Annotated in this window: 10 protein-coding genes and 2 pseudogenes; 2 read left to right on the top strand and 10 right to left on the bottom strand. The window is 61.8% G+C overall.

All coding sequences use genetic code 11. From position 1 onward, the window contains the following. Positions 1-122 precede the first annotated feature (122 nt). Positions 123-2,069 (top strand): annotated as a pseudogene (locus FJ942_RS07610) (AI-2E family transporter); the annotation flags it as partial. 301 nt (positions 2,070-2,370) lie between these two features. Here the strand turns inward: FJ942_RS07610 and FJ942_RS07605 are convergent. The 8 genes from FJ942_RS07605 to FJ942_RS07570 all read right to left on the bottom strand — a co-directional run bounded on the left by FJ942_RS07605 (position 2,371) and on the right by FJ942_RS07570 (position 10,057). Then, complete coding sequence (locus FJ942_RS07605; protein ID WP_140567202.1) at positions 2,371-3,051, bottom strand: HAD family phosphatase; 681 nt, start codon at positions 3,049-3,051, stop codon at positions 2,371-2,373. A 26-nt stretch (positions 3,052-3,077) separates the two neighbouring features. Next, a complete protein-coding gene (locus tag FJ942_RS07600; RefSeq protein WP_140561359.1) occupies positions 3,078-3,863 on the bottom strand; it encodes an inositol monophosphatase in 786 nt (261 codons plus the stop codon). Beyond that, a complete protein-coding gene (locus FJ942_RS07595; RefSeq protein ID WP_140498512.1) occupies positions 3,860-4,693 on the bottom strand; it encodes a phosphodiesterase in 834 nt (277 codons plus the stop codon). Before FJ942_RS07595 ends, FJ942_RS07600 begins: the two co-directional genes overlap by 4 nt. Before the next feature lie 111 nt (positions 4,694-4,804). Further along, positions 4,805-6,079: an ABC transporter substrate-binding protein gene (locus FJ942_RS07590; protein ID WP_140897439.1), complete on the bottom strand. Its 1,275-nt coding sequence runs from the start codon at positions 6,077-6,079 to the stop codon at positions 4,805-4,807. A 120-nt stretch (positions 6,080-6,199) separates the two neighbouring features. Beyond that, complete coding sequence (locus FJ942_RS07585) at positions 6,200-7,060, bottom strand: carbohydrate ABC transporter permease (protein WP_140558077.1); 861 nt, start codon at positions 7,058-7,060, stop codon at positions 6,200-6,202. A gap of 29 nt (positions 7,061-7,089) precedes the next feature. Then, positions 7,090-8,010: a sugar ABC transporter permease gene (locus FJ942_RS07580; protein ID WP_140498510.1), complete on the bottom strand. Its 921-nt coding sequence runs from the start codon at positions 8,008-8,010 to the stop codon at positions 7,090-7,092. Then, positions 8,007-9,212 (bottom strand): ABC transporter ATP-binding protein, encoded by a 1,206-nt coding sequence (locus FJ942_RS07575; protein ID WP_140666402.1) that lies wholly within the window; start codon positions 9,210-9,212, stop codon positions 8,007-8,009. The genes FJ942_RS07580 and FJ942_RS07575 overlap by 4 nt, the downstream gene beginning before the upstream one ends. 38 nt (positions 9,213-9,250) lie before the next feature. Then, complete coding sequence (locus FJ942_RS07570; RefSeq protein WP_181169853.1) at positions 9,251-10,057, bottom strand: metallophosphoesterase; 807 nt, start codon at positions 10,055-10,057, stop codon at positions 9,251-9,253. 353 nt (positions 10,058-10,410) lie between these two features. Between FJ942_RS07570 and FJ942_RS07565 the strand changes: the two are divergent. Next, positions 10,411-10,963: pseudogene (locus FJ942_RS07565) on the top strand (glycerol-3-phosphate dehydrogenase); the annotation flags it as partial. Positions 10,964-11,055: 92 nt separating this feature from the next. Here FJ942_RS07565 and FJ942_RS07560 read toward each other — a convergent pair. Both FJ942_RS07560 and FJ942_RS07555 read right to left on the bottom strand, forming a co-directional pair. After that, the gene (locus FJ942_RS07560; RefSeq protein ID WP_140498505.1) at positions 11,056-11,982 is read right to left on the bottom strand and encodes an alpha/beta hydrolase; all 927 of its coding nucleotides are present in this window, start codon (positions 11,980-11,982) and stop codon (positions 11,056-11,058) included. Then, positions 11,960-12,640 (bottom strand): GntR family transcriptional regulator, encoded by a 681-nt coding sequence (locus FJ942_RS07555; protein WP_140498504.1) that lies wholly within the window; start codon positions 12,638-12,640, stop codon positions 11,960-11,962. Before FJ942_RS07555 ends, FJ942_RS07560 begins: the two co-directional genes overlap by 23 nt. Positions 12,641-12,715: the final 75 nt, after the last annotated feature.

Here is a 12,715-nt window from a genome sequence, read left to right as displayed (position 1 = left end):
GGCCAGAAGCTGAGGAGGTGCCAGTATATGGACCAGCGCACGCTTTGCGCGGTTAGGCCATGGCCGTCCTCTAAATCGCGAGACTGCAGATAGGTCCCATCATGCCCCCTGCTTTTATGACATCGAAGTTGGCAACCGTCGTGGCGATGATTGCTACCGTCGCCATTCTTTACGTCGCCAAGGAGGTCCTGCTGCCATTGGCAATAGCGGTCCTTCTCACATTTGCGTTGGCGCCGATTGTTTCTTTGCTCCGAAAGTTGAAGCTGCCGCGAATGATCGCTGTGCTTGGCGCGGTTGCATCGGCCTTCGTCCTCGTGTCGCTGTTCAGCCTGATCGTTGCCACGCAGGTGAGCCAGGTCGCGCAGGACATTCCGACATACCAATCCAACATCCTCGAGAAGATTCGGACTTTGAAAGAAACAGGATCCGAAGACGGCCTTATCAGCCGGCTCGGCAAGGTGTTCGAGCGCGTCAACACTGAGATAAACAAATCCCAATCCAGCGGGCAGGCAGATGTGGAGCAAACCACGAAGCAGCAGGATCCGCTTCTGGTTCAGATATTCTCGCCCCAGCGTCCGATAGAGACGCTGAGGAACATTATCGAGCCGCTGATCGGACCACTCGCCACGACCGGCCTTGTCATCATCGTGGTGATTTTCATGCTGCTCGAGCGTGAAGAATTGCGGGATCGATTCATCCGCCTTGTGGGCTACAGCGATCTCCATCGCACGACCCAGGCATTGCAGGATGCAGGCAGTCGCGTCGGACAATATCTGCTCATGCAATTGGTCGTGAACATCGTTTACGGCGTGCCCCTTGCGATAGGTCTTTGGTTTCTTGGCATTCCCAATGCCCTGCTATGGGGCATGTTGGCCGTTGTCTTGCGTTTCGTACCCTTTATCGGTCCGGTTATCGCGGCGGTGATACCTTTGTTTCTTGCCTTCGCAGTGGCTCCCGGCTGGAGCTTACTGGTATGGACTGGCGCTCTCTTCATCTTGGCAGAGCTCGTAATCAGCAACATCGTCGAGCCCTGGCTTTACGGCTCGCACACGGGCCTCTCGCCGCTGGCGATCATCGTAGCCGCCGTTTTCTGGGCTTGGCTATGGGGCCCGGTCGGCTTGGTGCTGTCGACGCCGTTGACCGTCTGCCTTGTCGTGCTTGGACGGCACGTGCCCCAGTTCGAATTCCTGCAGATCCTGTTTGGCGATGAGCCGGTGCTTGACCCGAAGGAGCGTCTGTACCAGCGGCTTCTTGCCGACGATATCGACGAAGCCACCGACAACGCGGAAGAAATGCTCGAGGAGAAATACCTGATCGAGTTCCACAGCACGGTTGCGATTCCGGCGTTGCTGCTTGGTGAACAGGACCGGGCTCGGGGCGCACTGACGGCAAGTCAGTTGGCGAACCTTGCCGAAAACGCCCGCACCCTGGTGGCCAACCTCAACGAGATCGCCGCGGAGGAAGAAGAAGAGGAAGAAGACGAGCACGCGGAAAAAGAAGGCGCGAGCGCGGATCCGGGCGAAGAGGATGAGGATCAAGCCGAGTTTGCGCCTGATCTCCCGGATGGTGCTGGGAAGTCAGTGCTGTGTATCGGCGGGCGCGGAGACCTCGACGATGTGGCCGCTGCGATGCTCGCGCAGGTCATTTCGATCGAGGGTGCGGATTGCGTGGCCGCGAGCCACCGTGACCTCCTCCCCGCGCGGATCCGGAAACTTCCGCTTGAAGCTCGCGACGCAGTCGTCGTGGGCTTCCTCAACCGCGATTCGTTCAAACACGCGGTGTTCGTCGTGAGGCGCTTGAGGCGACTCGCACCGTGTGCACGCATCGGAATCGCGCTCTGGCACGACACCCATGACAAGCCCAGGGAGGATACGGCGGGCCTCGCCGAGCAATTGGAAGCGGACTTTGTTGCGTTCAACGTGGTCGACTGCGTGACGGGTGCGCTTTCAAACGAAGAACCGCGTCAAGTGAAAAAGAGAAAGCAAAGAAATCTAAGGCGGCCTCGCGCTCGTCAGGGCGTGGCGGCGACGGTGCAATTGGACGATTCGTTGGCTCAGCCGGTGCGGTGATCGTCAACGGCACGGCCCCTTTTGGACCAACTTCGGCTACCTGATAATGATCATGTGAGCGGTACCTCTGGCACCGGCAGGTAGTTTCGAAAGTTCGCTGGCAATCGCGCATCCACAGCGAACATCCGGGTGTTCGCTCTCCGTTCGACCTTAAGCAGATTCTGAAACAGCTCTTGTTCCGGCCCCAATTACGGAATCCTACCTATCTGTTACATTCGGCGACGCGGCGCTTTCGACGGTGTTTGAGCAGGAAAGGGCGGTGCCGGATTATCTGCTGCCCGGCTTTCGCTGGGCCTGAAATCTACACGGAGACGGGTGCGATCAACTCCAGAGAAACGAGTTCGCGCGCGACTTCGTCCCAGTCGGCGCAGATGGTTCGGGCGCCGGCCACGCGTAGTTTCTCGGCATGCCCCGGATAGGTGTGGCCGCCGCCGATGAAGCCGATCGCCGTCATGCCGGCGGCGACTGCGCCCTGCACGCCGAAAGGCGAGTCCTCGACAACCGCGCAGTGCTTCGGTTCGATGCTCATCTGATCCGCGGCGAACAGGAAGATGTCGGGGGCGGGCTTCCCGCGCGCGACCATTGACGATGAGAATATGTTCTCGCCGAAGAATCTCGCGAGCCCTGTGACCGAAAGGCTGTGATGTATCCGTTCCAGCGAGGAGGATGAGGCGACGCAGCGGGGATTGGACAGCTGTTCAAGGAAGGGCTTCAGGCCCGCCATCGGCTGCAGACTTTCGGTGAAGAGCGCTTTCACCTCGTCCCATAAATCCGTGGTCTGATGCTCCTCAAGACGATGGCCGGTCGTGAGCCTGATGCGCTCCAGGATGTCGGTCTGCTTCATGCCGACGCATTGCAGGACCGCCTGCGGGTCGAGTTCCATGCCGTGTTTCGAATAGACCCGCCCGTAGGCAAGCGCCGCCAGCGGTTCGCTGTCGACCAGCACGCCGTCGCAGTCGAATATGATCAATGTGTCTTGCATGCTCGCTCCGGTTTGCGCGCCAGGTGTCACAGGCCGCGTAGCGCTTCAAGAAGTTCGTCGTGAATGAGCCCGTTCGAGCCGACCTTCTGCGTGTCCTCGTCTGTGGAGTCGACACCTGAAAGCGTGGTGACCTTGCCTCCTGCTGCGCGTAGCAGCGGCATGGCAGCCGCGTAGGACACGACGTCGGCCTTGATCGAAACCGCCGCATCGAGCTGGCCGGCGGCGACCATCGAATATTCAAAGGCCCCTGAGACGATAACGCGCACGCCGCGCGCGCCGACGCCGAGCCGCCGCACGATCTCTGCGGTGCGCGCCACCTCCTCGGCCGAAAAGTGCGACGTCAGCACGACGGCAATGACCGCATCGGCCAGTCTTGCAGTTGTCGACACATTGGCCGTCTTGCCGTTGACGGTCGCGATCCCCTCGCAGGTGTAGTGCGCCTCGAAGCCGGCGGCGGGCGCGACGGTCAGGCCGACCTTCGTCGCACCCTGCTCCTGATAGGCCATGGTGACGGAGAACCACGGCAGGCCGGACGCGTAGTTTATCGTGCCGTCGAGCGGGTCGACGATCCAGCGGCTTTCGCCCAAGATTCCCGTCGTGCCGGCTTCTTCCGACAGGATGGAAGCTTGCGGCGTAAGCGCGCGCAGCCCGTCGATGACAATGCGCTCCGAAGCGAGATCGGCGGCGGTGACAATGTCCAGCCCTTCCTTGCGAGTGACGTCGAGGCGCTCCTCGCGCATCGACATCAACGTCGCGGCTGCCTTGCGTGCGACGGCATCGGCGTCTTTCAGGATTTGACGGTAGTCGCTCATGTTTCGTTTTTCCCGGGGTAGTCGACATCGGTGATGAAATCGTGGGCGGGGCCGAAATCGCCGATCGGGACGACGTGCGAAACGATACCGGTCTGCGGCGACCAGGCGTGCAGGGCGAAAGCCGGCGGTTCGAAGATGAAGCGATTGGGCTCGCCCGGACGAAGATCGAGCGCGACCTGGTGCGCGACGCCCGGCGCGACGAAGCCGACCGTGCCGGCAAAGCGCGTGGTGATGGGCCGGTGATAGTGCCCGCAGGCCACCCGCTCGATTTCGGCGTGGGACCTGATCATGTCGCGGAAGCCGTCGCCGACGACGCACATCATGATGTCCATGCCGTGCACGCCGACGGGAAAGGGCGGATGGTGCATGAAGACGAAGGTCGGGCGGCCGTCGCCCTCGGCGAGACGCTCACCGAGCCAGGCTTCGCGCCGCTCGCAGATCGCACCACCGTCCTCGCCCGGCTGCACCGTGTCCAGCCCGATAAGGCGGACCGGAAGGTCCTCGATCGTATAATGCAGGAAATCCGGCGACTGGCTCAGATAGGGGAATTTCGGCGCCATCACCTCGCGCATTGTCTCACGCCGGTCGTGGTTGCCAGGAATGACGAAGACGGGCATGGGCAGGGCCGACAGCATGTCGGCGACCAGCGCATACTCTTCCGGGCGACCGCAATCGGCGAGATCGCCGGTGACGAGGACGCAATCGGGCGCCGGATCGAGCGCGGCGACGGTCGCGATGGCGCGACGAGTCATGGTGTTGGTCTGGAGACCCTCATAGGCCATCTGGCCGTCGGGTCGGATATGAAAATCGCTGATCTGTGCAATGAGCATCGGGAGGTCCGGCAGTGTGAAGGGAGGGCTGACACAAGAAGGGCGCCACATCGGCGCCACCTTAAAAAGGGCGCGCCAGCCGAAGCCGGCCGGCGCGCGTGGCATGGCGACTTATTTCATGAGTGCCTGTGTTTCGGAGACGAGGCTGTCGAGCCCGTCCTTGATGGATACGTCGCCGCTCATGACCTTGCTGATGATCTCGCGCTGGGTGCGCCAGATGCGGACCGTGTTGCCCGCCGAATAGCCGGGCCACGGGCGCGACAGTGCCATCTGCTTGGCAACGGTGGCGTAATTCGGGTTCGCTTCGTAGAACGGGCCGAGATAGTCGGTCCCGGTGGCGGCCTTGTTGGTCGGGAGGTAGCCGCTCATCTTCACGACCTGCTCCTGCGCCTTGGGGCCGGTGACGAATTTAAGGAATTCCCAGGCTGCCTTCTGCTTTGCCGGGTCGGAGGCAGTGATCACCGCCGCGTTGCCGCCTGTGGGCAGGCCACCCTTTTCCTTGTTGTCGACCGGGAAGACCGCGGTACGCAGCTTGAATCGGTCGCCGATCAGTTCGGTATCCTGGCTGAGACGGGCAGGCGTATCGAAGAAGATGCCAATCTGGCCGGCGATAAAGGCCTGGCGCGACTGATCCCAGTCGATCAACGGCATGCCGGCATCGGTGACGAAGCTGCGGAAATATTCCAGCGCCTTCAGGCCGTGCTCGTCGCCGAAGGCCACTTTGCCGTCCTTGGTCAGCTCGCCCCCACCTTGCATCAACATGGCGTCCCAGAGCCATTCGTCGGGCCAGTCATGAATATTGTAGGCGAGGCCGGCGATGCCGGAACCGGTGGCCTTGATCTTCTTGGCGAGTTCCATAATGCCCGGCCAGTCGGTAGGCATGTTGTCGGGATCGCCGCCGGCCTTTTTAACCAGGTCGGCATTGTAGAACATGATCGGCATGGAAGCGTTGAAGGCCAGTCCGTAGAGCTTGCCGTCCACCCGGCCGAGGTCGAGAATGTTGTCGGCGTAGTTGGCGTCGCGCCATTCCTTCGACTCGGCGTCCATCATCGTGCCGAGGTCCAAGATCTGGTTGCGCGCCTTCAGCTTGCCGACCAGTTCATGCAGGACGTGATAGCCCGAATAATAGACGTCGGGCAGGTTGTTGGTGATGGAGGCCCGCAGCATGGCCTGGTGGCCTTCGTCGTAGCTGGCCGCCGGCGCGCGGAACTGGATCTTGATGTCGGGATGTTCCTTCATGAATTCCGCGGCCAGCGGCTCATGGAACTTCGCGAAGGCCGGGAATGCGTAGTAGACGTCGAGCGTCACGGGAGACTGGGCCAGCGCTGTCGACGCCGCTCCCAGCAATACGGCCGAGGCCGCGATGATCTTTGACAGGAATTTCATTAAGGCTTTCCTCCGGTTATGCGATTTGCCCGATGCTCTTGAGGCGATGATGCCGCCTTGCCCCGCGAAAGGTGTGGGGGAACGGCGCGACCGGGCTTCTAGCCGCGCCAGTTGTCAGTTTTATTTCACGCCGGTCATCGTGACGCCCTCGATGAAGCGGCGGCGTGCGAACAGGAACGCGAGCAGCAGTGGCGCGGTCAGGATGGTCGCGGCGGCGGTCAGTGCGCCGTAGTTGGTGCCGGCTTCGGCGTCCGAGAAGAACATCATGCCGAGCGGCGGCGGCGCCAGGTTGACGTCGGATATGACGATTAGCGGCCAGTAGAGGTCGTTCCAGTGCGCGACGAAGGAAAACACCGCGAAGGCGGCGATCGCCGGCATGGCGCTGGGCGTGACGATGCGCCACACGATCTCGAACTCGCTCATCCCGTCGAGCCGCGCGGCATGAATGATGTCGTCGGGGAAGGAACGGAAAAACTGCCTGAACAGGAAGATCGCGAAGACTGAGAGGAAGAAGGGCACCATCATGGCGAAATAGGTATTCAGCAGGTCCATCTTCGCCAGCGCGATGTAGATCGGCAGCGCCGGCACCTGTTCGGGCACGCATAGGCCGAGCAGGACGAGGACGAAAAGCAGGTTGCGGCCCGGGAACTTCAGCTTGGCCAACGCGTAGGCGCATGGGATGGCGACCAGAAGCTGGATGATGAGGATGCCGCCGCACACTATGACGCCGTTGAGAGCGAAGCGCAGCAGCGGCGCGCTGGTCAGCGCCATCGCATAATTCTCGAAGCCGTAGAAATGCCTCGGCCAGATCCTGAGCTGGGCGTTGAACACCTCTTCCGGCGGCTTGATCGAGGTCACCAGCATCCACAGGAAAGGCAGGAGAATGAACGCCGCGCCGGTGATCAGGATGCCGTGAGTGATGAACAGAGAGGCGAAGCGTCGGCCGGCGGAGCCAGCTGGTGTGGTTGTTGTGCCCCCCATCGCGGGAGCAGTGATGGTTGTGTCGGTCATCAGTAATGCACCCTGCGGTCCATGACGACGGTCTGGAGGATCGAGAAGACCAGAATGAAAATGAGGAAGATGAAGGTGAGGACCGACGCATACGCCATGCGGAAGTACTGGAAGCCTTCGAGGTAGACTTTGTAGAGCAGGACCTCGGTCGATCCCACCGGACCGCCATGGGTCAGCACCGCCACCGTGTCGAACACCTTGAAGGCGGTGATCGAACTGGTGACGATGACGAACATGGTCGTCGGTCCCAGCAGCGGCCACGTGATCGTCAGGAAGCGGTCGATTTCGCCGCCGCAGCCGTCGATCTCGGCGGCTTCGTAGAGGTCCTTTGGAATGGTCGAGAGGCCGGCCAGAAACAGGATCATATTGAAGCCGACCAGTTGCCAGATGCCGATCACGGCAAGCGTCGGCAGCGCCAGCGAGGGATTGCTCAGGAAGGCGACCTCGCCGATGCCGAGCCAGCGCAGCACCGCGCTCACCGGGCCGAGGCTGGGGTGCAGCAGGAACTGCCACACCGTCGCCATGGCGATGAAGGTCGAGGTCACAGGCAGGAAGTAGATGATTTCGTAGAGCGAGCGGGTGCGCTTGCGGCGGTGAACGAGGACGGCGACGAGCAGCGACAGGATCACCGAGCCGGGCAGGACGATCGCGACGTAGACGAGCGTGTTCTTGAGTGCGCGGCGGAATTCCGGATCGGTCAGCGCGTCGGTGATGTTTTGCAGGCCGACATAATGGACATCGACCTCGCCGAGCTCGTAGTCGGTGAAACTGAGATAACCGAGCACGCCGAGCGGCACGAGGATCGTCAGCACCAGCAAAAGCAGGGCAGGCAGCGCGAAGCCGCCGGCGACCAGCCTCTCGATGAAGGCCTGCCGGGCACCGGGCCGGGCGGGCGGAGCGGGGACCGCGGTCAGGCTCATGATGCGCGCGCTCCCTCTGCGAGGCGCAGCTTTCCCTTGGCGGCGGTGGCCGCGTCTTGGGAAACTTGGGGTTCCACGCGGTTTCCGGCGGCATCGAAGACATGGCAGGCCGAGGGATGGAACAAGAGTTCGGTGTTCTCGACCTCACCGTCCGGCACGCCCGCGCCTATGCGCGAGGTCACCAAGATCCCAGGGAGCGAGGGAACATCGAAATGCAGGATCTTCTCGGAGCCGAGATGCTCGCTGCGCCGCAGCTTCGCCGGAAGCGGGACCTGGTCCGCCGACTGGCCCGAGACCGCGCCGGGCAGGATCATTTCCGGGCGGACGCCGATCGTCGCTTTCTCTCCGGCGGGGAGGGCGGTGCCGATCGGCAGAGGCTTTCCGAGCAATTCCAGCCGCCCACCGACCCCCACCGTCACGGGAATCAGGTTGATCGTCGGGCTGCCGATGAACTGGGCGACCTGGATGTTGGCCGGCCTGTCGTAGAGTTCGTCGGGCGTGCCGAGTTGAAGGATGTCTCCGCCTTCCATCATGGCGACCCGGCTTGACATGGTCATCGCCTCGACCTGGTCGTGCGTGACGTAGACGAATGTCGCGCCGAGTCTCTGGTGAAGCTCGGCCAGCTCGCTACGCATGTGGACGCGCAGCTTGGCGTCGAGGTTAGAAAGTGGCTCGTCCATCAGGAAAGCGGCGGGCTGGCGCACCATGGCGCGACCGAGCGCGACGCGCTGACGCTGGCCGCCGGAGAGCTGGGCGGGCTTGCGCTCTAAAAGAGGTTCAATCTGAAGTTGCGCCGCGATGCCCCTGACCTGCTTGCCGATCTCCTGCATCACCTTGCGGCGCCGGGACGAGAGTAGCCGGACGAGCGGCAGGCGCTCGTAGAGGCTAAGCCCGGTCATCGTCAGGGGCAGGGCCATGTTGTTGAAGACGGACATGTGCGGGTAGAGCGCGTAGCTCTGGAACACCATGGCGATGCGCCGCTCATGCGGCCTCAGATGATCGATCGGCGCGCCATCGACGAGGATCGAGCCCGAGGTTTGCGGCTCGAGGCCGGCGATGATGCGGATGAGCGTCGATTTTCCGCAGCCGGAGGGGCCGACAAGCGTCAGGAACTCGCCATCGTTGATGGACAGGTTGATGTCTTTGAGAACCCGGTGGGGCCCGAAGGACTTCGAAAGGTTCTTTATTTCCACTGCAGCCACTGGGGTTGCTCCGTTTCGCGAACAATTGGGTAGAGGCGCTATCTCGGTGGATAGACCTCATGCACGACATCACCGATGAAAAAGGGTGTGAGGCCCGGAATTTCATGAGGCCGCACGGTGAAATCGGACCCGGAAAAGTCGTAGACGAGCACGCCCAAGGTGGCTTCTCCGGCCATCCCTTCCGGCTGCAAGTGCGCCTCGACGAGGAAGCCGGACGACGGCCCCCACAGGTACCGAACGCCGCCGAGTTGACGATCGTAGAGTTTGTGCAGGTGGCCGCTGGCCACGAAGGCCACGTCGTAGCGGCGCACCATGTCGAGCAGTTGCGCGCGAGGCTCGGGAGTGGGCGCCCAGTATCCAACGTCGCCTTCGGTCGGCTCGCCGATGAAGAGCGGGCGATGGGTGAACCAGCCGATCCGGCGCCCGGACGCTTCGCGCATGGCGTTTTCCAGCCACGCGATCTGCTCCGTTTCGGCCGGCTCGTCGCTGCCGAACAGCATCGAATCGAGTCCGATCAGGCGCCAGCCCTCGATGTCGCGATGCCACCAGTCCGGCCCGAAATGACGTCGCCAGCGGGCCAGGCGTTCTGCGTTGACTGGCTGATAGAGATGCTTGGGCTCGCCCACGTCGTGATTGCCCGGCACGGCGAGATAGGGCAGTCCGATGGAGTCCATCATCTCGGCGCAATAGCGCATGTCCTCCTCGACATCGGCGCCATCCACGGTGACGTCGCCTGTATGGATAACGAGGTCGGCATCGCTTTCCTTCAGCCAGTCGAGGAGCGGCTGGCTGTTGGCAAGGAAATGCCGCTTACCAGGGCTGAGATGGGTATCGGAAATCTGCACTATTCGCGTCATCGGACGTTCTGGAACCTTTGCCGCGTCTTGCGGTGTTGATCTCGTCGTGTCGAAAGAAGCGCCTGAAGGCGGACGCATTCTTTCCCCTGCCTGTGAAGGTGTGACGACGACGTCGGATTTTTAGGTCCAGGACGCGGCGTCTCCCGCAGGAAAGGCTCACTCGGTTGAAACGGCTTGGACCGGCATATTGAACCTCCCATCGTGTTCTCCGTCCGATGCCCATTGTCAGGGCATTCTGAGGTGCGGAAAACTTCCTCCAGCATTTAATTGAAAAAAATTTCACAGCTTGATAAAAATATCAAGATAAAAATCGCGACCGTAGCCGCACCTCTAATTGCCGCGCCTATGAGGGTGCTGCCGAAGCGGTGCAGATCGACCAGACCGAGATCGAATGTTTGAGCGCGGCCGTGAACCGCTACTTCAGAGAGAAGCTGCGCCGCCAGGACTTGCTGTATGCGTTCTCGGGCGTGCGGCTGTTGTTCGACGACGGCAATGGGAACCCTTTCGGCGGTTACGCGCGACTACGTCTTCGACCTTGACGAGACCGGGGGCGCGCCACTGTTCAATGTCTTCGGCGGCAAGATCACGACCTTCCGGAAATTGGCCTAGCGCGGCCTCCATCGCCTCGAACATATCTTTCCGCAGATGGGGGCGACTGGACCGCGAGTGTGCCGCTGCCGGGCGGCAACATGCCGAACGCGGACTTTGAGCCTTCCGTCAACGGATTATGCGAAACATGGCCGTGGATGCCGCGCGCCCTCGTTCATCATTACCGGCGGCTCTACGGCACGCGGCCAGGAGGTGGTGGGCGCCACGGCTGGCATGTCCGACCTCGGGCAGCACTATGGCGGGCTGCTCTACGACTCGGAAGCGCGTTACCTGGTGGCGAGGGAGTGAGGGCGCACGCCCGAGGACATCCTCCCGCGGCATAGGGGGCCTCTTGGGACGACTTGCTGTGGGTCATAAGCTGGACGGTTTGACCGGCGCTAGCTGCCAAGCCAGTCCCGGACAACTCCATTGAATTCGCGTGGGCGATCGATCATGACCATGTGAGCGGCATTGGCGAAAATGTGCATGTCGGCTTGCGGCGCGCGTTCCAGCAGCTTGATGCCGCGAGCCACCGGCACGGTTTCGTCGCAGCCTGACCAGGCTATGAACAGCTTGGCCTGCATGGTGGGCAAATGCGGAAGGAGATGGTCCTCCTGGATCTGGGTATATTCGGTGTCGTCCTTTTTCCGGGCAGCCTGCTTGAAGCGCTCCAACTGACCGGACTCGCAGGCCAGGCGGTAGTTCTTTTTTAGCAGCTCCACGAACTCCGGCGGATTCTTTGTGCTTAGCCTCGCATTGGTGCGCAGAAAGTCTTTCTCGGTGTCGCATCCCTCGAGCACATTATACGCTGCTGCCGCTGCTGCCTGCCAAGCGTGGTCCTCATTTCCGCCGAGGCGCGGGGAGGTCGCACCGCTGCTCACGACAACCACCTTATCGACCAGACCCGGCTTTTCAACGGCGAGCATTGCCGCGATGAAACCGCCTTCGGAATGGCCGACGAGCGCGCATCGGGTGACGCCGAGCGCTTCGATGAAGGCTGAAACGTGATGCCGCCTTTCGAGGCGGGGAACGTGTTTCCCGTCCACCGGCGCATCCGAGAGACCGAAGCCGACCAGATCGGGCGCCAGCACCCGGAAGTCATGCGCGAGTGCCGGGATGGTGTTGTGCCAAGTGGACCAGGCATCGATCGCCAGTGACGAGCCGTGCAGCAGAATCACGGCCGGTCCGCTGCCAGCTTCGAAATAGCGCGTACGGATGCCGCCCGCCACGACATAATTCTCCTTCACCGTCGCCGCGGGTAGCGGCGGACGGGCGGCGTCTCGCGCTTTCAAGCGCCGCCGATCAGCTGACGGATTGGTTTTCAAGCTGTTCGATCATCCCGAGCGCGAACTGGGCGGCTTTGCGTACATGCTTTTTTGCAAGCCGCTCGGCATCCGATGCCCTGCGATTCACAAGGGCGTCGAGCAGGGCTGCCAGCTCTTCCTGAGATGCCTTTCGCCGCTCTGCATCGGAAAGAGAAATCATGCGCAACTGTGAGGCCCGCATATGGATGCTGCGAAGCATCCGTTCCGCCTCGGAATTGTTCGCGCCCGCTATCAAGACGTCGTAGAATCTAGTCTTTGCAGCTATCATTTCGCGCGCCACACCGACGCGATAGGTTTCCATCAACTCGTCATACACGCCCCGACAACGCGTGATATGATCGTCAGTCGCATTCTCGCAAAACAACCTGCATACAAGCGCCTCCAGCGCCTCGCGAAGATCAAAAATGTCCTTCGCGATCTTGGGATCGACGACAGAGACGATAAGTCCCCGGTTGGGCAGGTTCGTGACCAAGCCCTCGTTCTCGAGCTCGCGCATCGCTTCCCTGAGCGACGTCCGTGAAACGCCCATGCGCTCGCAAAGCGTGCGCTCCACCAGCCGCTCTCCCGGCGCCAGTTCTCCGACGACGATGGCGTTGCGGATGGTATCGGCCACCTGCGTGTACAGGCGCGGCGGAGCATGGACTCGCAGATCATACACGGCGGATTTGCTCCTTTGAAACCTGCGCGGACGAGTGCAATGTCACAAGCATATCAGCTTACCGCAAGCATTGTG

It is taken from the genome of Mesorhizobium sp. B2-4-2, from assembly GCF_006442845.1.
Taxonomy (GTDB): Bacteria; Pseudomonadota; Alphaproteobacteria; order Rhizobiales; family Rhizobiaceae; genus Mesorhizobium.
The sequence above is the reverse complement of the archived record's forward strand: the minus strand, read 5'-3'. Positions and strand labels throughout refer to the sequence as shown.